This window comes from Dyella thailandensis (assembly GCF_050749815.1).
GTDB lineage: Bacteria > Pseudomonadota > Gammaproteobacteria > Xanthomonadales > Rhodanobacteraceae > Dyella_A.
The window spans coordinates 274,714-299,504 of the sequence record NZ_CP192735.1; the positions used below are offsets into that span (position 1 = coordinate 274,714).

Consider the following 24,791-nt stretch of genomic DNA (forward strand, 5'->3'; position numbering starts at 1 on the left):
GCAGTGCAGCAACCAGCGGCTGCATACGTATTCATGGGCATGGCGACACGTGGGCAAGCGGAGCCCACGCGCCATTGCGACACGCGCGAGGCACGGCATGCCTGGCGGAGCGCGGTCGGCCCCTCGCTCCATGGCCAAAGCGGATACGGCTGGCCGTGCAGGGGGTCTGCTATCGACTCGGGTACAGATCAAGCCCCGGCGGCATGGCATGGGGACGCCCGGCGGTGTGTCGCGTGGCCGACGTCGCGCACTCGTCGCGGCAAGCAGCCTCACCGAGCCGACTCCAGCGGATCAGCGACGAATCCAGCACTGGCGGCAGTTGCCGCAGGAGTCGTCGCCCCCCACCCGGGCAGCGAGATGTATTGCGGGCGAGCGACACGAGGGTGACCTCAGTTGGTCGCACCCGGAGCAGCGGTGGTGCTGCTGGCGCCGGTCGCGGCGACCCCTCCGGTTCCCGGATCAGGTGCCACCGGTGGAATTTCCAGGCTTGGGTTCTTCTGCTGGGCCTCCAGCAGCTGGATGTGTTGCTTGACCGCGTCGAGGCGGCTGCTGGTCGTGCGCAGATCGTCGCTGAGCGTCGCCGTCTGCTGCTTTGCCTGGGCTTGCTGTGCGGCAACCAGGCGCGCCTGTTGCTGTTGATACGTCAGGTCGTGCTGAAGCGCCTGCAGACGCTGCTCGTTCAGCGCCACCATGCGCTCGGCGTAAGCCTTCTGGGCCTGCAAGCGCAGGGCATCCAGGTCCACCTTGGCCAGGCTCTGGGTCTGCTCGGCGAACGTGCGGTAGAGGGATTCGGCGTTGTCGTAGGAATCGGTCTGGATGACGCGCCAGAATTCCTTGGCGTGAAACAGCACCACGAAATACCCCAGCTTCTCCGACTGAAAGAGCAAACTGGCGCCATAGGTGCCGTTGTATGTCGTCCGCAGCTCGGTCAGCTGGTGAGAGTCGATGAGCTCGTGCAACGTTTCCATCGTTCCGGAGGGAAGCTCGGATGGCGCCACGCTGTGTTTTTCAGCCGGCGCGGCGGCTGTCGGTGCGGGCGTTGCCGGTGGCACGCTCGCGCAGGCGCCCAACACGGCACAGACAACCAGTACGAGGACTGTCGACGCTGGTTTGCCAAGCGATATCGCACTGCGGTTCATTGGATGGTTCCCCTGTGTTTCATTGGTTGCGTGATGTGAGTTGCCAGCCGAGTCGTCGCCTGCATTTGGGGTGTGCATCGAAGGCCGTCTGGCGGATCCTCTTGGTCGATACGCGGTCAGTACACCAGCTGTGCGCCGGCGTCGCAGCGGACCGACATCAGCCGCACGTCAGCCGATCCCAGTTCGATGCCCAGTGGCTGAAGCAGCGGGCTGACCAACTGCGTGTCGAGCGTGTCGAACAGCGGCACCAGCACCGGGCTCAACAGCGATGTAAGCCCGTTGAGCAGGGCGCCCAGGTCGATCCCCAGCGGGGTTCCCAGTAGCGTGTCGCTGGTCTGCAGGTTGGTCGAGCCGAGCAGGCTGCTTATGACGTTGCCCAGCCCAATCGTCGGTGAGTCGGCGGTGGACCAGGTCATGCCGGCCTGCTGGCCGATGGGGAGCGCTGGGTCCACGCTGAAGACATGGGAAGGTGGTGGCGTCGATGCCGCAGACAGGCTGACGGACGACTGCAGGTTCAAGGTGGCCACCGGAATGCCCAGGAGATTGACGTTCACCACGGGCACGGCCTGTCCGCCGGCGATGAGAGCCGGCCAGCTCTGCTGCGTGTTGTTCATGGCGTCGCTCGGCAGCTTGCCGACATAAGCATTCACCAGCCCAGGTGTCGCGGAAATGGTCACGTCATCCCGCGTGCTGCCATTGTCCTGGGCGCCACACTGGATCGCGGTCAGCGTGGCCGTGGCAGGAGCCACTTCGAGATACAGGGGGATGTCCAGCAGCGACTGGTTGCTGGTCAGGGCCGTGCCGCTCAATGCCGTCACGGCCAGCGACAGTCGTACCTGCGCCGTGTGCGCGGTGGTGCCTACCGGTCCTACGCCGATCTGTGGCGGTTCGATAACGGTGAGTGAGAGATCGGCGTTCGCTACGCCGGGAAGATTGACCGCCAGCGCGCGCAGCGCCAAGGCGTTCTTGCCGTCGGCTGCCAGCAGCGCACCGGACAGGATGTCCAGCGCACTGACCTGAGTGTCGAGTGCGACGTTGGGGTCGTCGGTATGGGCCTGGACGTTGAGGATGTCTCCCAGCGCGATGGTAGTGGTGCCGATCTGCGCCTCGATGGCAGCGACCTGGCTCTGCACGAGGTTCATGTCGATGGTGGCGGCATCGGCGCTCTGCGACAGCGCCTGAACGTACGCATCGAGAAATTGGCTGATGCTCACCTGGGTGCCGAGCACGCTGCTGAGCGTTCCGGCGTTGATGCCCAATTGATCGACCAGCCCAAGCAGTGAGATATCGGCATTGGCGATGCCGTTGTAGCTGAGCAGTTGCAGTCCCAGTGAGCTGTCCAGCGCCGAGCCCAGCAACTGGTTGAGCGCCGAGGTGGGGCTGATGCTGGCCAATCGCGACCCCACCGAGAAGGCGGCGACGGGTGGGCTATGGATGGCAACCGCGGTCGCGCTGACGCTACCAATCGGGAGGCTGTTCCCGAAGATGGGAAGCACAGGGCGCTGGGCGACGATCTTCACCGCGTTGGCCGGCGTGCCGCCGGCGGAGGGCGAGACGAAATGATCGGCGTTGGCATTCGCCACGGGTGCCCAGGTTCCGCATGCGTCGATGCTCAGCGTCCCGCCGAAATGGTTGTCCAGCGCGGCGTTATTGCTGGCGGACTGGATGGAACTGAGACAGTCGGGGAGGTGCTGCGCGCCGGAGAGGGCCGCCAGGTCGGCGACCTTCTGGGTGTCTCGCTTGGCCCAGTACAGGTAGCCGACCTCGACCAGACCGAGCATGCCGATCAGCCCGACGAGCATCAGCATCATCGGGATGGACATGGATCCGCGTTGCCGGGCGCGGCCAGTGGGGCGCCCACCGGTTCCGGCCGCCGGGAGGCGCAAGGTCGCGCATGAGCGCCTGGCCATGTCGCTACCTCCCGCTGTCGCCGTTCTTGCCGACCGTGGTTTTGTAGAACTCCGGGATGGGGTGCTCGAAGCTCTGCAGGTAGCGCCGGTAGCTGGCAGTCGCTTCGTCCCCCAGCATGGGCAGGTGCGGTCCTGACTGGCTTGCGCTGACTTGCATCTGCAGCAGATGGCGCGTGGCATCGCCGGGTTCGGCGGCGGTGAAATCCTCATCCCTGGGCGTGGGCGTGCCGATGGTCGGATCGTGCGGTGCCGTCGCGGTGGTGCCGTCTGGGATCACGCTCGCCAGGGCGCGCTGTGGAGGCGTCTTGAGATCCCGGTGGCTCATCATCGTGCCGGTCAATGGCTCCTGCTGCGCGAGCGTGGGGCCGCTGATAAGAACCATCAAAACCAGCGTGGCCAGAAGGCCGGAGCAGGGCAGGGCGGGGCGCAACGTTGTCATGGGCGGGCCTTGTAGGCGGGAGTGGATGAGCCGAGGCGATCCAGCAGGCCGCCGGGTATGCCAGCCACGGGGCGAGCCGCGGCGGGGCTGGCGACGCCAGCACCTGCAGATTCCGGCGATCCAGCGTCGGCTGCGCTGCCTGGTCGCGCCGCGCGCAGTTGCCAGGCCGAGCGACGCACCGCGTCGCGTGTTGCCTGGGGCAGGTCGGCGCGCTGCATGATCTGCTCCGCCCCTGACTCGTTGCCGCTCAACGTTGCCCAAAGTGCAAGGTTGGAGACGGCCTGGACATTGGCGGGATCCAGTTCGGTCGCTTCGGCGAGTGGCTCATGCGCTCCCGCGATGTCGCCGGAGCACAGGCGCGCATAACCGAGATCGCTCAGGTAGGCGACATTGGCCGGCTCAAGCTGCACGACCTTCAGCAGATCCTGCACGGCCTCGGCATAGCGCCCTTCAGCCGCAGCGATCAGGCCCAGCCCATGCCAGGCCGCAGCCGCCTCGGTTCCCTCGGTCAGACCCCGGTAGATGCTTTGCGCAGCGACGCGTTGCCCGGTTTCGCGCAGCGCATCGGCCTCAAGCCGACGCAAGGCTGGCGAGTCGCCGAAGCGCAGCCGAAAGGCATCGATGTGCGCAAGCGAAGCGTAGTAGGCGCCTTGCTGCTGCATCTTGCGGATCAACCCGAGGTACATGGTGCGGTCGCTATTGACTGGGGCGGCCGGCGCGGCGAGGGAGGGCTGCAGATCGTGGCGCGGATAGCCTCCCAACGTCCTGCCGCACGCGCACAGCAGGAAGCAGGCGATGAACACGGTTGTCATCTGGCGGGCGATCATGGTCAATGTCCCTTGAGTTTGACCATCGTGTCGATGAGTGAAATGGCCGCCGGCCCCGCCAGCACCAGCATCAGCGCAGGGAGCAGGGTAAGCATCATCACCAGCGTCATCTTCACCGAGAGCTTGCCGATTTTTTCTTTCATGGCCATGCGGCGCTGTTCGCGAAGGCGCTCGGCAAACTGGCGCAGTGGCTCCTGCACCACGCCTCCATGCTCGTGCACTTGAACGATGATCTGCACGAGGCTCTTCAGGTCCTCGTTGCCGAAGGCTTCGGACAGGCGCCGTAGCGACTGCGCGCGCCCCCGGCCGTGGATGTATGCGGTATTGGCGGCATGAATCTCGCGGCCGAGCAGCGGCACGATCACGCCGAACCGCTCGTCGATCATCTGCAGGCTCTGGTCGATGCTGAAGCCGACGCCCTGGAGCAGGCGCAGCAGATCGATCAGCAGCGGTAGCTCGTCCTCGACACGGCGGCGCAGGCGTTTGGCCCAGGCATCGAGACCGAACTTGGGCAGCAGTACACCAAGGCCAAAGCCCGCGAGCAGGGTGATGAAGGCACGAACACCGGTCGGGTGCAGCCACGCGGCGGCCAGGATCGGCAGTGCCAGCGCCAGCGCCAGGCGCATGCCGAGAAACACGGCTCGGCCGGAGAACGTGTTGGCGTTGATCTGGTCCAGCAGGAGGCGGTCTTCCGACGCCAGCAGGATCCGCCCCAGGCCTCCGCTCTCGAAGCGGTGCCCGAGGGCTTCCAGCCACGCCAGTCCGTTTCGCCACCAGGGGCGCTTCTCTGCGGCGCCGGACGGCGATGCATCTGCTGACCGCCTATCCAGGGCACGATCCAGCGCCCGCGCCTGCAGCGCGTCGCGCTTGCGTTGCAACAGCAGGCTTGCGCCGAACGACACGGCGCCCAGCAGCGAAACCAGGCAGGCAGTGGCCCAAAGCAGGCTGGTATTCAGACGATGTACTCCTTCGACGAGTCGCTGGCGAAGAGGGGCGAATGCATCACAGGGATTTCGTCATGCGGTAGAGAATGAAGCCACCGGTGAGCTCCAGCGCGAGGGCGATCAGCAACAAGCGATGGCCGAGCGGTTCGGTGAACATGGGCTTGAAGAACGCCGGGTTGAACATGGTCATGCCGACGGCGACGGCTACCGGGAGCAGGCCCAGCACCCAGGCCGACAGCCGGGTCTCCGACGTGGTTGCCTGAAGTTCCTGGCGGGCTTGCGCCAGGTCGCGCATGAAATCGCTCATGCGTTGGAGGATCTGATCCGCGCGGCCGCCGATACGCATGCCTGTACCCAGCACCACATGCAGCAGCTCGAACTCGTGCAGGTGGTAGGGGCGCGAGGCCAGTTGCAGTGCGCGATCCAGGTCATGTCCTGCACGCACCGAACGCAGGGTGCGGTCAAGCACGGTCCGCAGCGGCGGCTGCATGGTCGCCGCGGTGCTCTGGAACGCCATGGGCAGGCTGTTGCCGATAGTGGTCAGGCGCACCATGCCATCGAGGAAGTCGGGCAGCTGACGCAACAGCTTGCGGCGGTGCTGCTCGATGCGCGAGCGAAGCCAAAGCCAGACCATGCAGCCGAGCAGGCCCAGCACCATCGACATCGCCCAGGCACTGTGCAGTCGCCACCAGCCCGCCAGCGCCAGTGCCATGCAAGGTGCGGCCACCAGCACGGGCACGCGTAGCCCCGTGGGCAAGTCGGCGCGCAACAGCAGTGCATCGGTGGGAAGAGTTTCCAGGCCCCTGGTGGTCGAGGCTTTTACCGTGGCCACCGGGGAAGAGGGGCCTGTCGCCAACTGTGCTTCGACGTGCGCGGCGCTGCGGCGCTGCCGCAGCCGCGCCGAACTGCCCCACCAAAGCTCGATGGCACCTGCGAGTAGCAGGATGGCAAAGCTGAGTAGGGCCAGCACATGGCTCACGGTTGCCGTCCCTCCGCCGCCTCGCGCAGGAACTGTCGGAACGGCTCGAGCTTTTGCGTGTGCGGATGAAAGCCGAGGCTTGGCCAGCGGCTCTGTTCCTTGCCGTCGAGGTCGGTAAAGGTTTCATGCCGATACATTTCCTGGGTGGTGATCAGGTTGTCGCCCACCCCGGTGACCTCGGTGATCGAGGCGATCACGCGCCGGCCGTTGCTGAGTCGTGCGATCTGAATGATGAAATCCAGCGCGCTGGCGATCTGCCGGCGCAGACTGCTTTCGCTGCCCTGGAAGCCAGCGAATCCGGCCAGCATCTCCAGCCGGTACAACGCGTCGCGCGGGGAGTTCGCGTGAATGGTCGACATCGAGCCATCGTGGCCGGTGTTCATCGCCTGGAGCATCTCCAGCACCTCTGCGCCACGCACCTCGCCGACCACGATACGGTCGGGGCGCATGCGCAGGCTGTTGCGTACCAGATCGCGAATGCCAACCGTGCCGCTGCCGTCGAAGCCGCCCAGCCGGCTCTCCAGGCGCACCACGTGGGGGTGGTTGAGCGCCAGCTCGGCGGTGTCCTCCACCGTGATGACGCGCTCGTTGTGGGGAATGAAGGTCGCCAGGGCGTTCAGCAGCGAGGTCTTTCCGGAGCTCGTTCCGCCGGAGATCATGATGTTGCAGCGACTGATCGCTGCGCCCTTGAGCAGCGCGTAGATCGCGCGATCGAAGGCGCCGCGGTCGAGCAGGTCGTCCGGCGTGAAAGGATCGCGCCGGAACTTGCGGATGGACACGCTGGGGCCGCCGACCGAGAGCGGCTCGATGACCGCATTGAGCCGACCGCCGTTGGGCAGTCGGGCATCCACCATGGGATTGGATTCGTCCAGGCGGCGGCCGAGTGGGGCGAGAATCCGCCGCACGATGCGCAGCAGGTGATTGTTGTCGCTGAAGCGGGCGTACTCGCGCTGCAGGTTGCCGCCACGCGACACATAAACGTCGTCGAAGCCGTTGATCAGGATGTCCTCGACATCCGGGTCCATCAGCAGGTCCTCCAGCGGGCCGTAGCCCGTGAGTTCCTTCATCAGTGCGCCGGCCACCTTGCGCATTTCGGTCTCGTTGACCGGAATGTGCCACTCCTGCACGAACACGGACGTCTCCGCATCGATGAACTTGATGACGGTGTCCTGAGCCCACGAGCCGATGTCCAGCCGCTGGTCCTCGATGCGGTTGAGCAGAAACTCGTGCGCTGCCGTCAACACGTCATGGAACTGCCGCGTCTGTTCGAATGGCACGCCCTCGCCGTCCAGCTGCGCCGCGACGTTGGCGCGCCGGACTGCAGCCGATAGCCGTGGATTGTCGGGAGTCAGGATGCTTTCCATCGGCGACCTCTCATACGAAGCAAGATGTGTTTCCACCACGGCATGGCGGATGTTCCCTGCACGCTGTGCGCGCAGATGCGTAGCCTGGCCAGCATTGGAGTCAGCGCCTTCAGGTATGGATCCTTCGGCGCGACCTGCTGGAGCAGGAGCCCCTGGTTCGCGCTGGCGCGCAGAACGCGCTGGCGATCAGGAAGGTTGGCCAGCAGCGGCAGCTGGAAGCGCTCGGCCAGGCGGTTGGCGGCTATGACGCAATTGGTGTCGTGGTGGCTGATGACCAGCGACAGGCGTTGGTCGCGCAACCCCATTCGATCCAGTTCGCGCAGGCAGTTGTCCAGCGAGACAACCGACGCGATCGCCTGGTCGGCGATCAGCCAGATCTGGTCGGCCGCCAGCAAAATGCCGGGCGGGATGCGTTGAACCTCCATGCCGCCCACGTCGCACAGCACAAGATCGAACATTCCCTGCAGGCGTTTGACGAGCAGGCGCGACTCCGCCGGATCGTTCCCGGGATCGGCAGACCCAATCGGCTGCGTCATCACCGTCAGGCCCGTCGCGTGGTGGGGCAGCGCGGTGTGGATCAGGGTCGAGTCGATGCGATGCGCGTTGCGCAGGGCATCCGCGTAGTGAAAGTTGCTTGACACGCCGAGGTAGAGCGCGGCGTCGCCCTTGGGGTGTCCCAGATCCAGCAGCAACGCGCGGGAGACCTCGCTGGCCGGTTCCCCTGTCGCCACGGAAGCAACGGCTCGGGTGCCCAGGTGCGCCGCCAGCGTACTGGTGCCCATGCCGGGCCGGACGCCAAGCAGCACCACCAGCTGTCCCTGCGGGGCGGGCGCCGTGGTCGTCTGCTCGGTGTCGGTCGAGGCGTGGTGCAGCGCCTTGTGCAACAGCGCAGCCAGCTCCTCGTCGCTGGCGTCCATGTCGATGTAGTCGCGCACCCCGGCGCGCAGCGCGCAGAGCACGCCGGAGGCACGGTCGGTACCGGTTGAGCCGACGCCGAACAGGGCGACTTCCGGGGCGACCGATGCCAGTTGCCGCGCCAGCGCCATCGAGGCACTGGTCGCCTCAGCGGCGAAATCGAGCAACATGAGCTGACGGCGCGGCTGGTGTTGCAGCCAGCGCTCGGCAGAGAAGTGGCGGCTGTCTTCCCAGTGCACCGATGCGAGATCGCGCAGTCGCGCGGCGAGGCGCTGTGCGCGGGCTGCGTCCGGCGAGTAGAAGGACAGGTCCACGCGTGGCTCCATCTTCCGGTTCGTGGCGATTGATATGGCCGCGTTCATGGCGTCGCTGCGCTCACCGTGAGAAGCCGGGGAGCTGATCTTTGCCCGCCGGGTCAAGCAGCCAGGCCCCCCAGACAGGAGCGTGTCGGTCGCGTACCTCTCGTTCGCCGGGGAGCGGAAGGCGGGCGTTGCGCATGAGCGGCTGCACCAGGTGCGGCGTCACCATGATCACCAGCTCTTTATCCGTCCGGCTGTACTTCAGGTCGCGGAAAAAGGCCCCGAGGATGGGGATGTCGCCCAACAGCGGCACCTTGTCCACTTGCGAGTTGATCGACTGGCTCACCAGGCCGCCGACGATGAAGGTCTCGCCGTCTCCCAATTCCACCGTGGTGTCGGCGCGACGCGTGGTGATCGCAGGCACCGACACGCCGTTGAGCGATACCGCATTGGTGTAGTCGAGATCGCTAGCTTCCGGTGCCACTTTCAGCGCGATGCGGTTCGGGGCAAGCACCGTCGGAGTCACGGTGAGGCCGATGCCGAAGGGCTTGTAGACGATCGTGGTGGTGCCCAGCCCCTGGGGGACGGGGATCGGGAGCTCACCCCCGGAGAGGAAGCTGGCACTCTGGCCGGAGAGCGCGACCAGGGTGGGCTCCGCCAGCACCCGGACCAGACCGTCGCTCTGCAGCAGGTCGAGGTTGGCATTCCACAGATGCCTACCGTTGGCGCTGGTGTGACCAAGCACGAGGTTGAAGGCCGAGGAGATGACGTCGTTTCCCGCACCGCTGCCGCTGAGCTGGGACCCGGGACCACCGAGGCTGTAGCTGAAGCCGTTGTTGCCGGCCTTGAAGCTCAGGCCGATCTGGCGCAGTGCGGTCTTGTCGAACTCGACCACCTTCACATCGACCTGCACCACACCGCCGCTGGCGATCGTGGACTGGTCACTCACGCTGCCCTTGGCTCCCACGGCATCCCTGGCGGCCGCGATCGTCTGTGCGTGATCGAGCAGAGTGGGCGTGCTTCCCTGGATCAGTGCTTCGCCGTCGTGGACCTGCAATTGCGTGTCGCCACGGCCCGACAGTTGCGCCTGCAGTGGATTGCGCACATTCACCAACACCCGTTGCGGCGCCTGATGGCCCCGCGTCCAAAGCAACAATGTCGTCTGCCCAGGCTTCTTCCCTACCAGCAGCGCCTGCCGATTGCCCTTGAGCAGCAGGAAATCGGCGACAGTCGGATCGGCAATGGCAACTCGTTCGAGGCCGGCTGGTACGGGCCATGGGCGCTGCTCGTGCGTCGTCAGCGTCGCCACGGATTGGCTGCTGGCGGCAGCGGTCGCCGCGATCAGCAAAGTCAGGCAGGCGGAGAGTCGCTGCAACCGTGGCGTCATGGCAAAAGCTTCCCTGCGTTGGCTGTGTGTCCGCGCTGCGCCCCTCGAATAATCTCGATGCCGCCGCCGGAGAGGTGATGTGGCCGGGATACGGGTGCGTCGCCGCGACCGGCCAGTCCTGCACCGTCGATGCCCGCAAAGGCGCGGTTTGCCGGTTGCCCCAGCGCCGCCCGTTGATCGGCAGAAAGCCCAGGCGCGGCTTCCAGTACGGCTCGCGGCTGCGGAAACAGCGCGAGGCCCGGTTGGTCGCTGTCCCGAGGGTTTCGTAAGGCGAGGGACAGTTGTCCCTCCTGTGCGCCAAGCAAGAGGCGATCGACCGACTCCAGCGGTACGGCCAGCACGGCGGTGCGCGCGGGAGTTTCGTTGGTGGCCGGCTTCACGGTGGCGGCAGCGGCGCTTTTCTCGCGAGTCGCTGTCGGCAGATCGCGCGCGCCATATGCCAGTACGCGCAGCCGCGACAGCAGCAGACGGGATTGAGCCAGCCCCGGCGGCATGCCGACATCGGTGTTGCGCGATCCCTTGAGTACGAGGAAGACGTCGACGTAGTCGCCCGGCACGATCCGGTGGGCTACCCCGGTCAACTCGTTCACCGGCACGGCAAGTGCCCGCTCGTCAGGATGCAGGGCGGCGGAGAGGTCGTTCGCAAGCAGCGTTGCCGTGATGGGCGCTCCGCTTGGGATGTCGATACGCGGGATGCCGCCGGCGACCTGCGCGATGTCGTCGTAGCCGTCCGTCGGGCGCGGATGAAGGGCAGCGAAGCCCAGTGCGTCCGGGGGAATGGGGGTGCCTGCACGAAGCGGGCGCTCCGCTACGACGACGCGACCGTCGTCGGAGGCGCCGTTGACCGACTTCGCTCCAACGGCGGTGCCCGCAGGGTTCACCTCCGAGGCCTTGGCTGGGTGCCGTCCCTGCAGCAGCGCGACGAGCGCGAGTACTACGGCGATACCCACCAGGAGCAACGCGGCGAAGCGGGTGATCTTCTGCGTTGATGGAATGTCCATGGGATCAGTTGCCTTGCGTGTCGAGTTGGACGGTCGCGGAGCTGGTCAACGCGCCTTGCATCAACCACCCGTAGATCGTTGTGGTGCCTGGGATGAAGGGGTGAGCGTTGTAGTCGTAAGCGGTGATGACAGTCATGCAGCTGATCGAGGGCGCGCTTGCGCACGGGGTAGCTGCCGAGACGGTGATAGGCGCGTAGCTTCCGCCAGCGGCGGGAGGGGCGGCGCAGTCCACCGCCTCGCCGGAGTAGGTGAGCAGCCACTGCATGGATTGCCTCGCCGCCTGGCAGGCCTGGGTCGCGCGCGTGGCGTCACTGCCATAGCGCAGTGCGGCCCTTGCGCCTTCTTCGGCCGCCAGGGTCAGTGACTGCCTGGCCGCGAGAATCAGTACGCCGGAAAAGGTGAGCATCAGCAGGGGCAGCATGCCGAGCAGGAACACCAGCGCGAACTCGACGGACGCGACGCCGCGCTGATCGCGCGGTAGCGCCTGAACGCGCCGATTCCCGCACGGTGTCGGGCTGATCACGGCAGCCATCGATGACAGAACCCAGGCGCGGCAATGAAGGTGAGAGCGCCCAGGGCAAGGTAGGACGCGTAGGGCGTGCCTGGGCGCCCTTGGCGACCCGATTGCAGCCACTGCGCGGGGGGCGAGGCTGCCATGCGCATGTGCCGTAGACCCCAGCGCCACAGCAGGCCGGCAACCAACTGCATGCCACCCAGCAGTGCGCTGATGATCCATATCGGCAGCAATGCCTCCATCCCAAGCAGAAAGCCCAAGGTGGCGTAAAACTTCACGTCACCCGCGCCCATCCAGCCAAGCGCATAGAACGGGAGTAGCGCGATCATCCCGGCAGCCAGCCCGGCGAGGTGCGTCCAGGTGCTCCATGGAGCCACTGCGCCAGGGTTGGTGAGCCGGTCCACTGCAAGCAGCACGGTGCCGAGCCCCAGTGCGACAAGTAGCCAACTGTTGGGGACGCGTCGCGCACGTAGGTCGCCGAAAAAGATCGGGACGCATAACGCAGCGGCAACGATGGGTAGCGGGCTCGGCAATTTCTATGATTCCAATAAATCGTCAATGAAACAAAAATTAATCGCCAAGGCGAATTGGTCCAGGCCCTCGACAAAAGGCCGTTTTTAGGGTCGCGTCAAATAAATGACGCGACCCTTTTGGGTGCATCGCTTACAGGCTGTCAAGAACCGCCGTGAGCTTGGCGAAAACTGCAGTAAAGAAGGCCTGTATCGATGGTTGAAATATTGCAACGATGGCTGCAGCGACGATGGCCGCTAAAATGCCGTACTCAACAGCCGTGATGCCGCGTTCGTCGCGAATGAAATTGCGCATGAATGCCTTCATTGCCTTGCCTCCTTTGAAACGAAGTGACGACCATAAAAGCGGAGCCTGAAAAGGCTCCGGCTGATAGAGGTAAAGAAGGGGGAGGCGCATAGCAAGGTGCACAGCCAGTTACGGCCGTATCCAAGCGTGGCGCCTGACACGCCCTTGCTCTGGCAGGTGTGGTGGGTTGTTCAGGACCGCGGCGATACAGCGGTTCCTCGACCGTCAGTGCGATATCCATATGGCCCCTGCTTCAGGCAAGCAAGCCAGCGCTCGCCACTCCATAACGCCAGTCTCTGTCTGCGAATCGGATTGGGATGCACAAAAACGGCAAAAAGATTCGAGAAGTGGTTTTGTGTATCAGAATTTTTCGTAGAAAGGTGCCATCCCGACAAAACATCTTGCGAACCTCTTCGTTTGCCGAAAACGTGCATTGTTCCAAAGGTCCCGTCTTCTAGATTAGTATTCTGAAACGGCATGCGCCGACCGCGGGTGATACAGGCGGGCGCCAGGGGGCGTGAAGCTTATGGAAGGCTGTTATTCATGGCGATAGCGGGAGGCGAGGATCTGCAGGCCTGCGACCTCGTCTCCATCGCCGGGTTGTTGCGGGTTTGCGAGATGGAAATGGTCCTGCTTGGTGGCCATGGTCCACGAGCGACCTTCAGTTCGCGCGCGACCAGTACAACTATCCTCTGTCACGGCGAAATTGGCTTTCCGTTCCGGGGCCGGTTCGTGCTTCCCGCTGAGTGGTGTCTGCTCGGATACATCCACCAGATGCCGGAAGCCGGCTGGTGCCATGGCACTCCGCTCGAGTCGGGCGTGGCATTTCTCCTGTCACCAGAGGGCATCAGCGAGTTCAAACTGGGGGCGCATGCCCGGCTCACCGTGGTGCTGGTGCCTGTCGAGCGCTTGCATGCCCACCTCATCGCGCTGGAGCCGCATCAGCCCGCACAGCTCGCGCGACGGCTATCGCTGTTCAAGCTCAACCAGGGCACACAGGCAACCAATCTGCGCGAACATTTCCTCGGCATCGGTGCCCGTTTGGTCCAAACTGAAGGCGCCGCGGGTACTGCGGAGGTCGCTGACGCGGACGTGGATGCCTTGATCGCCAGCTACCTGATCGCAGGAGTGGCCGCCTCGCCCGATGACCGGCCCCAATGCTCACGCGGGCGGCGTACGCACTACTTGGTCGTGCAGCGCACCGAACAGTTCATGCGCGCCAATATCCGGCGCGAGATCTACATCAATGAGCTGTGCAACGCGGCCGGAGTGAGCGAGCGCTCACTGCGTTACGCCTTCGACGAGCTGCTGGGCGTGTCGCCAAGCAGATACCTCTCGCTGCTGCGCTTATGCACCGCCTGCCGAAGTCTCACGCTGTCGGACGCCAGCCGGCGGTCCGTCAAGTCCGTCGCGCTGAGCTGCGGGTTGTGGGATCTCTCGCGCTTCGCCGACCACTACCGGCGAGTCTTCGGAGAGCTGCCGCGGCAGACGCTGATGCGCACACCGTCGCTGGAGTCCTCGCTTTCCTCACCTTGACTGTGGCGTCGATCGACTGGCGCGGAGCCGCCTCTGCCTGACCGAACCTCGGACCGGGCGGCCCGTCCGGTTGTCAGCGATGGATGAGCCGAGGTACGTCGATTGCCGGATACGCACCAGACATTGCCGGATATGCGCACAGTAGTGCCGCTTCGACATATCCATCGACCATGCGGGTCGGTCTAATGGTCTTCAAACAAGCTACCAGTTCACTTCGGCGGTAGTTGTCTGCTGTGCTCCCCGCGCAAGCTGGGCACGGATTCGGGAGCGGCGTTGCTCACTGTGCGAGCCCGCGTCGCGCCCGCGATGTCGACGTATCAAGGCAACCATGGGAAGCGTACGCACATAAGGAGCAATGAAATGAGCGTTGTCTATTCGATCAGGGCGAGCCGCAACACGCAGTGGTATGTCACGATCAATCGCTGGGTCGTGTGCAGACAGCTGAAGCTGGCACCGGCGATAAAGCTTGCGCGTCAACTCGCTAGAGAAGAGCACGCTGCGTCCGGGCGTACCGTCTTTGTAGAGCTGGCCACCGAAAATTTGTCTATCCTCCTCGCGCATTATCCGAGGGATGCGGCGGAATTTTCTGGCGCCGATATGATGAGCGCCGTGGCCTAGAACGTTCTACGACGGGTGGCGACGGTATCGGCGGAGGCAGTCACCAGCGGCCCGGCACGGGAAGCAGACATCTGCCGTTGGCAGCGCCTTACAGTGATGCAGTTCTGGCGGTGACAGCCCTGATGCGTACTTGCCCAGAGTCACGCACTGTCTGAATGTGGAGGCGGCCATCCGTGGCCGCTCCAACTCTCCATAGATGCGCGCATGTCGATCGCCGTACGGCTCCTGCCGCTGTCCATAGGCTGCTTCCTGCCACTACGGCGCCGGTTCCCTGCGAACCCGCTGTCGCGCTCCAGCTTCCTGATCGAAAGTTATCCATCCATGGATCCGGCGTCCGTGCCGCTCCCCTTCCCGGTGGCGTCTTGAGACGCTCCTAGGGTTCCAGTGCTTTGGCCGTCAGTTCGTCGAGCTCGATATACATGGCGATCACCGGTTGCCCATCGATCCATTGCGGAGGGCCGATTCGGTGAGCATGAATTCCGATCTGCCGAAGGATGCGCTCCACTCCCAGCGCAGTGAAGGTAATCAGACGAGCCGCACCGCGCTGCAACGCGGCACCCGTGAGTGCTCTGAACAAGGCGCAGAAGCGCTCGCGTTGCTCGTCTCTCGACAGCGCCTTACCCGGTGTACTCGGCCGCGTAGAGAACCGTGACAGCTCCCAAAGATCGGGTGAGTGCGGCGGGCTGACTCCGTTCATCAACTCCGGAAAGACATCACCGAGCAGATAGCCCTGCGTCGTGGGAAGGAGTCGAGCGCAGCCACACAGCTCGCCGGCATCGTCTTGCGCCACCACATACACGGTATCCGGGCGATCGAACTGATCCCGTTCATCGCCTTCCTGACATGCGAGCTGCCACCCTAATTCTTCGACGAACACGCTGTGCCGGTAGGCTCCCAGGCGCATGTCCAGGCCAGCGGGCATCTGCTCGAAGGTTCCTGCGAACAAGGACAGCACCAGCGATCTCCGCACCCCCAATTCCTGCACGATTCAAGAGGAGTTGCGGCGGCTGCGTAACTGTCATTGTTGACAGCTCCACACCATGTGGATGGCGTGTAGGCTAGGCGCTTCCCCATGTGCGCCTTGCGGATGCCAGGGCTCGCGGGGGCGCGTCCCCCAGAGCCTGGCGCGTGCTTTCCTGCCACGCCGCCTCATCGAGCCATTCGGCGAGAAGCAACTGGGTGGTGCGCGAACCCAGATCCATGTTGTCGTCGGACAGGAGCCTCAGGTTGGACTGGACCCCCCCTGGAGCGAGCAGCAGGCGACTCTCCAGCGTCTCCATCCATGCCCAGCCGACGCTCACCAGACGGCCAGTAGAAGGGGGCGGCTCGAGTGAGGCAACCCATTCGCAATGCCCGGCACGACGGATGCCGAGGCCTACCTGAGCGTGTGCGAGTTCCTCGAGCAGCGATGCGTCCGGCCAAACCATGTGCGGGCGGAACTGCAGGCGCAGAAATGCAGTGCAGGTAAGTCGCAGATAGCCATCGTCGGCCATGTCGATGATCCTCCGGAACGGCTGGCCAAAGGGCCATGGCACCTTAGCCCCATACCAAGTAACTTTCAGCTGTCATATCTCGCAGTTCGGAGAGGCGGCGGTGATTCGTTGGCGCGACGATTGTCTGCATCGTCTGGGGGTGCTGTCCGGCTCCATGCCGGACATGGTCAGTGAACTCGGCTCGATCGTTCAGGAACTGGGCTTCGAGTATTGCTCTTATGTCCTGAAAACGCCGTTGCTGTCGGCGAACGATCCAGAGCTGGCCTGGGCGAGCACCTATCCCGACGCGTGGCTGGAGCGCTATTTTTCGCAGGGATACCTGGAGATCGACCCGCTCGTTCGCGCCCCTTTGCGGGGGCACGCACCGTTGGTGTGGAGCGCCGCAGCGCGCGAGGATTGCGGCGAATTCTGGGAGGAGGCGGACGCCCACGGCGTCAGGCATGGTTGGGCGCTGACGACTTACGGCCGGGGCGGCACCAGCGGTGTACTGTCGCTGGCCCGTTCCGGTTCCGCGCTCACCGCCGACGAGCTGAATGCGCGTGAGATGCAGCTCATGTGGCTGGGCCAGACAGTGCAGGGTCTGCTGAGCGCCGCGCATCAGCAGCGTCACCTTCCCGGGCCATCCTGCGAGCTAACTTCCCGCGAGCGCGAGGTGTTGCGCTGGACGGCGGCCGGCAAGACCGCCGACGAGATCGGCATCATTCTGGGTATCACCGCGCGCACCGTGAACTTTCACATCACGCGCTGTGTCAGCAAGCTGGACGTGGTCAACAAGACACAGGCGATCGCCAAGGCCATGCTCTTCGACATGCTCTATTGATCCTCGCCGCAGCGCAGCCCAGCGTGCCGTGTAGCTCCCGCGTGTCCGAGATGGCGGGTGATGAAAAGCTAATCAGCAACATTGGCACTCGCGTAGCTGCGGGTCCGGCGGGGCAGGCGCCCCGCCGGATGTCTCGCATCACTGCGCCAGGATCGCGCCGTAGTGCCCGTTGACGTTCACGCTCACCGTGCCGTTCTGCACGGTGTAGTGCGAGCCGGAGAGCAGGTCGGTCACCGTGCTGCCGTTGGTCATGCTCAGCTGCCACACCGGCACGGTCACCGTGTGGCTGGTGCTGTCGTTGTTGAGCGCCACCGCGATGCGGTTGGTGGCGTCGAAACGACCGTAGGCGTAGAGCTTGTTGGTGTCGTCGGTGAGCAGGCTCATGAACGAGCCGGTGCGCAGCGCCGGATACGCGTTGCGGATGGCGGTGAGCTTGCCGGTGAGGGCCACCGCACTGTTGGTGCTGGTGCCGGTGTTCCAGTCGAAGGTGCGGCGGTTGTCCGGATCGGCGCCGCCCTGCATGCCGTACTCGTCGCCGTAGTAGATGGTCGGCGTGCCCACGTAGGTCATCTGGAAGATCAGCGCGAGGTAGGTTTTCCAGATGTCGCCGCCGGCGCGGTTGCCGAAGCGGGTGATGTCGTGGCTGGAGAGGAAGTTCGACATCACCTGCTGCACGTTGGTCGGGTAGTTCGCCCGCGTGCCGTGCAGCCAGCTGTCGAACTGCGAGGCCGGGATCGACGCGCTGCCGCCGCCGTAGTCCTGGCCGGTGATCCACTCCGACACCGGCTGGGTGAAGCCGTCGTAGTTCATCGCGCCGTCCCACTCGGCGCCGTTGGTGGTCCACGGCCCGGCGTTGCCCCAGAACTCACCGAGGATGTCGGCGTTGGCGTTGACCGACTTCACCGCCGTGCGCAGTTCAGCCATCACCTGATGATTGATGGCGTCCTTGCCGCCGTTGCCGCCGGCGTCGATGTATTCGGCGGCATCCAACCGCCAGCCGTCGATCGAATAGGGGGACTTGAGGTAGGTCTTCACCACCGAGGTGCTGGCGCCGTAGATCGCATTGCGTACCGCCGAGCCGCTGGCGCCGTAGTCCAGCTTGGGCATGCTGGAATAGCCGAAGAATCCGGAGTAGGTGTTGGGCCAGCTCTGGAACGTGTAGTAGCCGTAGGTGGGGCTGGACTGCGACTCGTAGGCGCCGGTGATGGAAGTCCACCAGTTGTAGCGGTCGAACCACTTGTGCGTGTCGCCTGTGTGGTTGAACACGCCGTCGAGCACCAGGTAGCCCTTCGGTCCGTTGCTGGTGCTGTGGATATCCGCGCTCAGCGTCTGCAGCGTGCTGTTGCTGCCGAACGCCGGGTCCACCGTCATGTAGTCCTCGGTGTCGTACTTGTGGTTGCTCGGCGAGAGGAAGATCGGGTTGAGGTAGAGGATGTTCGCGCCGACGGTGTTCTTGATGTAGCCGAGCTTCTGGTCGATGCCGGCCAGGTCGCCGCCGAAGAACACTGCGGTGTTGCAGCCGCTGACGTTGGCGAACACGCTCGATCCCCACGCGTGCTGTTCAGTGGCGCAGCCGGAGTACGTGTACTGGCCGTTGGTGACGTCGTTGGCGGTGGATCCGTTGTAGAAGCGGTCTGGGAAGATCTGGTACATCACGCCGTTCTTCATCCACGCCGGCGTAGTGAAGTTGGGGATGATGAAGAAGTCGCCGGAGCTGGGTTCGGACGAGCTGATGCCGGCGGCGTTGTACCAGGCGGTGGCCGTGCCATCGGTGATCTTGAAGCGGTAGTACTTCTCCGATGCGCTGGCCGGGATCGTTCCGGTCCAGTAGTCGAAGGTGCCGGTGGGGTCGTTGGACGACCAGCTCATCGCCACGGTATGGAAGGCGCTGTCGCCGCTGTCGTAGTACTTGATGGTGGCGCTGGTGATATCGCCCTTGAAGGTGCGGAAGGTCAGTGTCACCGCCTGGGCGGACGTGGGCTCGACGTGGTTGTCGAACAGCGGGCCCTGGTCGTGGAACAGGCCGTTCCACTCCACGTTGTTGTCGTTGCTGGCCGCGCGTGCTGTGACGGGCAGGGCGCCCGCTGCCAGGGTGGCGGCCAAGGCGAGCCAGAGTGCGCGGCGCGCGGTCGTGCGGTGTTGCCATCCCGTCCGGTAAAACTCCTTGCTTGCGAACATCGACTTTCTCCTCCAGTGATGGCCCGCGCCGGCATGGCATGGGCAAATCGGGAGCAGACGAGGCCGCCGCGCGGTCTCCCGACCGCACGTGTGGTGTATCGACAGCTCCCTCCGAAGGGGCGCGCGTGGGCTTACATGGGCGCGTGCCCCCAAACCAGCGCGAGGGTTCGCGCCTGCGTCGCGTTCACCCGGACATAGGTGACCGCGCCGAATCGATCGGTGCCGGTGGTCCAGCCTTCGCCGCTGCCCTGGGTCAGCGCAGCGAGACTGCTGGCCCGCGCCAGCGCCTGGCCATCGGCGGTAACGGTGCTGGCCGCATCGCCGTGCACCTTGAACAGATAGAACTTGAGCGCGGGCGTGAAGCGGCCCTCGACCGCCCCGGTTTGCACGGTCACGCCGTCGGCGGTGCGCTGCAGGCTGAGCGGCTGGCGGAAATACGCGCCGTGCTCGTAGGCGTAGGTGGTGCCGTCATCGTCGTAGTAGTCGAACGAGGTGCGCCGGGCGGCGGGGAACATCTCCACGTCCACCTGCGTCACCGGATGCTGGCCCACGTAGTCCATCACCGGCTGGGTGGGAATGATCGCGCCGTCACGCACGAACAGCGGGATGTCGCTCCAGGTTTTCGCGTCGATCGCCAGCGTCACGTCCTGGCCCCCGGCGTAGCGCTTGCCGCTGAACCAGTCGGTCCACTGGCCGGCCGGCAGGTAGATGGCCTTGGACGTCTGGCCCTGCTCAACCACCGGCGACACCAGCAGGCTGTCGCCGAACATCCAACTGGCCACGTCGTTGCGCACCTTCGGATCGTTCGGCCAGTCGAAGGTGAGCGGGCGCACCAGGCCGACGCCGCTGTGGCGACGCTGGTCCTCATAGCTGTAGATGTAGGGGATCAGGCGGTAGCGTAGGCGGATCGCATCGGCCGCGGCCTTCTCCGCGGTGGGGCCGTACACCCATGGCTGGCGTTTCTGGCTGGAATCGCCATGCACGCGGAACACCGGCACGAAGGCGCCGAACTGCACCCAGCGCGCGTAGTTTTCCGGAGTCGGCGTGCCGTGGGTGAAGCCGCCGGTATCCATGCCCCACTGCATCGCGCCGACATCGATCGCGCTCAACATGCGCGCGCGCTGACCGGCCATGCTGGCGAAGCCGGTGTGGATGTCACCCGACCACATGCCGTAGGCGTAGCGCTGCGCGCCGAGGTAGAAGTTGCGGCTGATCGACCACACGCGTTGGTCGGTCATTGCGCGCTGGCCGTCGTAGATCGCGCGCTGCATGTCCAGGTGCTGGGTGTCGATGCCCACGTTGTCCGCTTCGTCGTTCCACCAGCCGACGATGCCGGAGTGGAATGCGCTCTTCATGTGGTCGAAGAACCACGTGCGCGCCTGCGGATTGGCGAAGTCGATCTCGCGCACCAGCTTGCCGGAGAAGTAGTCCTTGGCCGGCTGGTTACCCTTGAGGAAGTAACCCTTCTCGGCAGCCTCGCGGCCTTCCACGGTATTGATGTGCACGCGCGGCTTCATGATGCCGGTGAGCTTGATACCGCGCTCGTCCAGCATCTGCTTGAGCTTGCCGCTGGGACCATCGGGGAACTTGGTGGTGTTCCAGGTGAACTCGCCCCAGTCGTTGCCCCAGTCCTTCCAGTCGAAGTCGAGCGTGAAGTTGTCGATCGGGATGTGCTTGGCGCGGTAGGTGTCGACGATCTTCAGCAGCTCCTTCTCGTCGATGCCCCACTGGCTGTTGGTGAAGCCCATCGCCCATTTCGGGAACAGCGGTGTGCGGCCGCTGATCGTCGCCACGTCGGCGAAGATCTGTTTCGGCGCGCCGGCGATCAGGTAGACGTCCAGATCCTTGCGCGAGGTGTCGGCGGTGGCGATGCGGCCGTTGGCGAGGTTGAACGTACCGCCGACGGTATCCACCAACACGCCGTAGCCGGCGGTGCTCCACACCAGCGGCGCACCGGCGTGACCCTGTTCGCCCGCGGTGATCTTCTGCGTGCCGCTGCGCAGCAGTCCAGCGCTGGCGTCCTCGGTGGCGTTGTAGCCGCCGATGCCGTACAGGGCATCGCCACGGGCGTGATCCAGCGTCAGCTTGCCGCCGGTAAGCTTGGCGACGTCGCGCTGGGTCAACAGCACATGCCCGGCGGCGTCAGAAAACTGCATGCTGCCGTCGCGCGCATCCCAGCGCAGCGTGGCCGCGCCGGTGGACAGCGTGGTCACCGTGCCCGCCGTGCGGGTTTTCACGTTGGCCGGCGCGGCATGCAGCGCCTTCGGGTCGATCACGATGGAGGCAGGGCTGCTCTCGCCGTCCGGCAGCACGTGGATGCGCACGGCGGTGGGCGTGATGAAACCGATCGCGATGCGGTCCTTGCCGTGGGCGAGCGTGAGGCTGCCGTGGGCAACCTGCGCGGTGAACGCGGTCGGCGTCGTGGTAGCGGCCAGCGCGGGGGCGGCCGCCATGCCCAGGCTGAGGCCTAGGGCGAGTGCGAGTGCGAGGTGGCGGGGTGTGAGCTGGGGCATGCAAAAAACCTTTCGATAAACAGGGAGCCGGTGTCTGCGCTCAGCGCAGGATCACCGAAGCGTAGGGCGGCAGCGTGAGTTGGCCGTCGGCGAGCGTAGCGCCGGCGGCGGTCTGGCGTGCCAGGGTGGAGAAGGTGGCGGCGCTGGTGCCGAGCGCCACGCGTTGCGGCTGGGCGGATAGGTTGTGCAGCACCAGCACGTGGCTGTCCGCGTCATCCAGCCGCCAGGCGGCGACGTGGCCGTTGCCGGCCGGCCACGCGTGCAGCGTGCCGTCGCGCAGCGCGCTGATCTCGCGGCGCCAGTCGATCAGGCTGCGGTAGTGATTGAGCAGCGAGCACGGATCGGCCAGCTCCGCCTGCACCGAGACCTCGGCACCGTCGCGCGCGGTGGATGCCTTCCAGCTCGCCTCGCCGCTGGCGCGGGCGGAGCGTTCCCAGCGCATCGGCTCGCGCAGGTCGGGGTCTGGTTTGACGCCGCGCATGCCCAGCTCTTCGCCGTAATACACGTACGGATGGCCGGGCAGGGTCAGCAGCATCGCGGCGGCCACGCGCATCGGCCCGGCCTGGCCATCGAGCTGGCTCATCACGCGGTTCTGATCGTGGTTAGAGAGAAACGGCGCGTCCACGCCGGCCTTGCCCGCCGCGGCGTCGAACGCGCCCTGCGCCTGCTGCAGGAACGTCGCCAGGTCGCCGGCCTCGCCACTGCGTGCGGCGTCGATCAGTCGTGTCGCCAAAGGAAAATCGAACACCGCGCTGAGCGCGCCGAACCACGGCGCCAGTGCCTCGGGTGTGCTTTCGGTGACTTCGCCGACCACGTAGGCCGCGGGATTCACCTGCCGCACGCCGCGCATGAACTGCTTCCACCAGGCGAGGTTCTTGTCGAGCACGGCACGGTCGCCTTCCTTCGACTTGAAGTCGAGATAGATGTGGCGTGCGGCGTCCAGCCGAAAGCCGTCTACGCCCTTGCGCGACCAGAACCGGCCCACGTCGACCATCGCCTGGCGCACGGCCGGGTTGTCGTAGTTGAGATCGGGCATGCCCGGGGAAAAGATGCCCAGGTAGTGCCGGCCATCCGGCAGCGGCTGCCAGGCGCGGTCGCCCGCGGCGCTGTGCTGGGCCAAATCGGTGCTGGGCGTGGCCCATTGATACCAGTCGTGGTGCGGGTCGCGCGGGTTTTGCGCGGCGAGGAACCACGGGTGCTGGTCGCTGGTGTGGTTGATCACCAGGTCGATGATCACCTTAATGCCGCGCTGGTGCGCCTCACGCAACAGGCGTTCGAAGTCGGCCATGGTGCCGTACTGCGGGTTGATCGCCTCGTAGACGGTGACGTCGTAGCCGTGGTAGCTGGGCGAGGGGTTGATCGGCATCAGCCAGATGCCACTGACGCCCAGCGACTGGAGGTAATCGAGCTTGGCGGTGACGCCGTTGAGATCGCCGATGCCGTCGCCGTTGGTGTCGTACCAGCTGCGCACAAAGATCTCGTAGTAGACGCCGCTGCTCGCGGCATCGCGGGTGGGTGCCGGCGTCGCCGCGCTGCTGGCAGCGGCGTGCTTCGCGTGGGGCGGCATCACGCTGCAGGCGCTGGCAAGCGCGGTGGCAGCGACGAGGGCGGCAAGTAGGACGCGGCGAGGCAAGGGCGGCTCCTGGAGCAGCGGGAATGATCTCGATGTCGGCACGCCTTCGCGCCGGGCAGGAGAGCGATCGGACGTCCAAACCTGGCGCCCGCAATCGTTGTCGATGGTAGGCCGCGTGCGTGCTGTAGCGCCGCTCCTGCATACGTATTCATCCGCGCTGCTGTGCGGTTTTCCGTTGTGCGGTGCGGAATAAAAATATCGCGTCGCCGCACCGGCGATGTTTCGGCGAAGATGCTCCACCGTTTTCTCCCCAAGCGCGCGCAATGAACCAGACCGACGTCTTCCTGATCGCGATGTTCCTCATCTTCTCGGTGCCCTATCTGCTGTGGCGGCTGGGTCGCACCGACTACTGGGCGCCGCTGGTGGTGGTGCAGATCCTGTGCGGCATCGTGCTCGGCCCCGGCGTGCTGGGCGCGGTGTTTCCCGGCTACTACGCGGAGGTGTTCAGTGCGCCGGTGATCCAGGCCTTGAACGGCATCGCGTGGTGGGCGGTGATGGTGTTCGTGTGGATCGCCGGTATCGAGCTGGATCTCAAGGAGGTATGGCTCAAGCGGCGCGAGTGCGGCATCACCGCCGGCCTGGCCCTCGGGGCGCCGCTGTTTACCGGATGCCTGGCGGCCATCGGGCTGCTTGGCTGGCGCGGGGGATGGATTGGGCCGGCCGCGGCGCCGTGGCAATTCGTGCTGGGCGTGGGGATGGCCTGCGCGGTGACCGCGCTTCCCATCCTGCTGCTGCTGATGGAAAAGCTGGCGATCCTGCGCGAGCCGCTGGGCCAGCGCGTGCTGCGCTACGCCAGCCTCGACGACGTGGCGATCTGGGGCGTGCTGGCGGTGATCCTGGTGGATTGGCACCGCGTCGGCCTGCAGTTCGCGTTCCTGCTGCTGTTCGCGCCGGCGGCGTGGCTGTTCCGCCGGCTGATGCGCCGCGTTACGGAATCCGACCGCTGGTACCTGGGCCTGATCTGGCTGGCCGCCTGCGGCTTTGCCGCCGATCGCGCCGGTCTGCATTTCATGGTGGGCGCGTTCCTTTCCGGCGCGGTGATCGACCGCGATTGGTTCGAGCAAAAGCAACTCGACCTGCTGCGCCACCACGTGCTGCTGGTGGTGATGCCGGTGTTCTTCCTGTCCACCGGCTTGCGCACGCACTTCAGCGTCGGCGGCGGCGCGGTGTTCATCGCTGCCGGCGTGCTGCTGGTGGCGGCGGTGGTCGGCAAGCTTGCCGGCGTGCAGTTGGCCGCACGCCTGCTGCGCTGGCCGCGGGGGCAGGCGTGGGTGGTCGGCTGGCTGCTGCAGACCAAGGCACTGATCATGATCATCTTCGTCAACATCCTGCTCGACCGGCAGCTGATCACCAGCGACACCTTTACCGCGCTGCTGCTGATGGCGGTGGTCAGCACCATGCTCACGGTGCCGATGGTCAGCCCGCGGCTGGCCCAGGCCTTGCGCAGCGGCGAGTAGTCCGCCGCG

General features: G+C 65.4%; 22 protein-coding genes. 4 read left to right on the forward strand and 18 right to left on the reverse strand.

Annotation, left to right across the window (positions count from 1 at the left end; genetic code table 11):
* Positions 1-389: 389 nt before the first annotated feature.
* From ACQVBX_RS01200 to ACQVBX_RS01260, 13 genes are all read right to left on the reverse strand, one after another.
* Entirely contained in the window at positions 390-1,139 is a 750-nt protein-coding gene (locus tag ACQVBX_RS01200; RefSeq protein ID WP_431636078.1) for a DUF2968 domain-containing protein, read from the reverse strand.
* Between the two features lie 116 nt (positions 1,140-1,255).
* A complete protein-coding gene (locus tag ACQVBX_RS01205; RefSeq protein ID WP_431636079.1) occupies positions 1,256-2,962 on the reverse strand; it encodes a pilus assembly protein TadG-related protein in 1,707 nt (568 codons plus the stop codon).
* Positions 2,963-3,053: 91 nt separating this feature from the next.
* Positions 3,054-3,488 (reverse strand): DUF3613 domain-containing protein, encoded by a 435-nt coding sequence (locus ACQVBX_RS01210; protein ID WP_431636080.1) that lies wholly within the window; start codon positions 3,486-3,488, stop codon positions 3,054-3,056.
* On the reverse strand, positions 3,485-4,315 hold the full coding sequence (locus tag ACQVBX_RS01215; RefSeq protein WP_431636081.1) for a tetratricopeptide repeat protein: 831 nt from the start codon (positions 4,313-4,315) through the stop codon (positions 3,485-3,487). Before ACQVBX_RS01215 ends, ACQVBX_RS01210 begins: the two co-directional genes overlap by 4 nt.
* Before the next feature lie 2 nt (positions 4,316-4,317).
* On the reverse strand, positions 4,318-5,217 hold the full coding sequence (locus ACQVBX_RS01220) for a type II secretion system F family protein (RefSeq protein WP_431636082.1): 900 nt from the start codon (positions 5,215-5,217) through the stop codon (positions 4,318-4,320).
* 100 nt (positions 5,218-5,317) lie between these two features.
* Positions 5,318-6,238 carry a type II secretion system F family protein gene (locus tag ACQVBX_RS01225; protein WP_431636083.1) on the reverse strand — a complete coding sequence of 307 codons (921 nt, stop codon included), beginning with the start codon at positions 6,236-6,238 and terminating at the stop codon, positions 5,318-5,320.
* Positions 6,235-7,602 (reverse strand): CpaF family protein, encoded by a 1,368-nt coding sequence (locus ACQVBX_RS01230; protein WP_431636084.1) that lies wholly within the window; start codon positions 7,600-7,602, stop codon positions 6,235-6,237. The genes ACQVBX_RS01225 and ACQVBX_RS01230 overlap by 4 nt, the downstream gene beginning before the upstream one ends.
* Positions 7,587-8,831 (reverse strand): AAA family ATPase, encoded by a 1,245-nt coding sequence (locus tag ACQVBX_RS01235; RefSeq protein ID WP_431636085.1) that lies wholly within the window; start codon positions 8,829-8,831, stop codon positions 7,587-7,589. Before ACQVBX_RS01235 ends, ACQVBX_RS01230 begins: the two co-directional genes overlap by 16 nt.
* Before the next feature lie 61 nt (positions 8,832-8,892).
* Complete coding sequence (locus ACQVBX_RS01240) at positions 8,893-10,203, reverse strand: type II and III secretion system protein family protein (protein ID WP_431636086.1); 1,311 nt, start codon at positions 10,201-10,203, stop codon at positions 8,893-8,895.
* A complete protein-coding gene (gene cpaB / locus ACQVBX_RS01245; RefSeq protein WP_431636087.1) occupies positions 10,200-11,204 on the reverse strand; it encodes a Flp pilus assembly protein CpaB in 1,005 nt (334 codons plus the stop codon). The genes ACQVBX_RS01240 and cpaB overlap by 4 nt, the downstream gene beginning before the upstream one ends.
* Before the next feature lie 4 nt (positions 11,205-11,208).
* Positions 11,209-11,736 carry a TadE/TadG family type IV pilus assembly protein gene (locus tag ACQVBX_RS01250; RefSeq protein ID WP_431636088.1) on the reverse strand — a complete coding sequence of 176 codons (528 nt, stop codon included), beginning with the start codon at positions 11,734-11,736 and terminating at the stop codon, positions 11,209-11,211.
* Entirely contained in the window at positions 11,724-12,251 is a 528-nt protein-coding gene (locus ACQVBX_RS01255) for an A24 family peptidase (RefSeq protein WP_431636089.1), read from the reverse strand. Before ACQVBX_RS01255 ends, ACQVBX_RS01250 begins: the two co-directional genes overlap by 13 nt.
* Before the next feature lie 130 nt (positions 12,252-12,381).
* Positions 12,382-12,555: a Flp family type IVb pilin gene (locus ACQVBX_RS01260; RefSeq protein ID WP_431636090.1), complete on the reverse strand. Its 174-nt coding sequence runs from the start codon at positions 12,553-12,555 to the stop codon at positions 12,382-12,384.
* A 522-nt stretch (positions 12,556-13,077) separates the two neighbouring features.
* Between ACQVBX_RS01260 and ACQVBX_RS01265 the strand changes: the two genes are divergently transcribed.
* Together ACQVBX_RS01265 and ACQVBX_RS01270 are read left to right on the forward strand one after the other, a co-directional pair.
* On the forward strand, positions 13,078-14,070 hold the full coding sequence (locus ACQVBX_RS01265; protein WP_431636091.1) for a helix-turn-helix domain-containing protein: 993 nt from the start codon (positions 13,078-13,080) through the stop codon (positions 14,068-14,070).
* Positions 14,071-14,430: 360 nt separating this feature from the next.
* Positions 14,431-14,688, forward strand: coding sequence for a hypothetical protein (locus ACQVBX_RS01270; RefSeq protein ID WP_431636092.1), 258 nt, complete (start codon positions 14,431-14,433; stop codon positions 14,686-14,688).
* Positions 14,689-15,061: 373 nt separating this feature from the next.
* Here the strand turns inward: ACQVBX_RS01270 and ACQVBX_RS01275 are convergent, their stop codons facing one another.
* Together ACQVBX_RS01275 and ACQVBX_RS01280 are read right to left on the reverse strand one after the other, a co-directional pair.
* Positions 15,062-15,643, reverse strand: a complete 582-nt coding sequence (locus ACQVBX_RS01275) for an acyl-homoserine-lactone synthase (protein WP_431636093.1) — start codon at positions 15,641-15,643, stop codon at positions 15,062-15,064.
* A gap of 103 nt (positions 15,644-15,746) precedes the next feature.
* The gene (locus ACQVBX_RS01280; protein WP_431636094.1) at positions 15,747-16,181 is read right to left on the reverse strand and encodes a DUF4902 domain-containing protein; all 435 of its coding nucleotides are present in this window, start codon (positions 16,179-16,181) and stop codon (positions 15,747-15,749) included.
* Here ACQVBX_RS01280 and ACQVBX_RS01285 point away from each other — a divergent pair.
* The gene (locus ACQVBX_RS01285) at positions 16,180-17,001 is read left to right on the forward strand and encodes an autoinducer binding domain-containing protein (RefSeq protein WP_431636095.1); all 822 of its coding nucleotides are present in this window, start codon (positions 16,180-16,182) and stop codon (positions 16,999-17,001) included. The genes ACQVBX_RS01280 and ACQVBX_RS01285 overlap by 2 nt on opposite strands.
* Before the next feature lie 138 nt (positions 17,002-17,139).
* On the opposite strand, the gene ACQVBX_RS01290 is transcribed toward ACQVBX_RS01285, so the two are convergent.
* The 3 genes from ACQVBX_RS01290 to ACQVBX_RS01300 all read right to left on the reverse strand — a co-directional run bounded on the left by ACQVBX_RS01290 (position 17,140) and on the right by ACQVBX_RS01300 (position 23,325).
* A complete protein-coding gene (locus ACQVBX_RS01290; protein WP_431636096.1) occupies positions 17,140-19,179 on the reverse strand; it encodes a glycoside hydrolase family 13 protein in 2,040 nt (679 codons plus the stop codon).
* Positions 19,180-19,310: 131 nt separating this feature from the next.
* Positions 19,311-21,692, reverse strand: coding sequence for a TIM-barrel domain-containing protein (locus ACQVBX_RS01295; protein WP_431636097.1), 2,382 nt, complete (start codon positions 21,690-21,692; stop codon positions 19,311-19,313).
* A 40-nt stretch (positions 21,693-21,732) separates the two neighbouring features.
* Complete coding sequence (locus ACQVBX_RS01300; protein ID WP_431636098.1) at positions 21,733-23,325, reverse strand: alpha-amylase family glycosyl hydrolase; 1,593 nt, start codon at positions 23,323-23,325, stop codon at positions 21,733-21,735.
* 263 nt (positions 23,326-23,588) lie between these two features.
* Here ACQVBX_RS01300 and ACQVBX_RS01305 point away from each other — a divergent pair, with 263 nt between their 5' ends.
* Entirely contained in the window at positions 23,589-24,782 is a 1,194-nt protein-coding gene (locus tag ACQVBX_RS01305) for a cation:proton antiporter (RefSeq protein WP_431636099.1), read from the forward strand.
* The last annotated feature ends 9 nt before the right edge of the window (positions 24,783-24,791 follow it).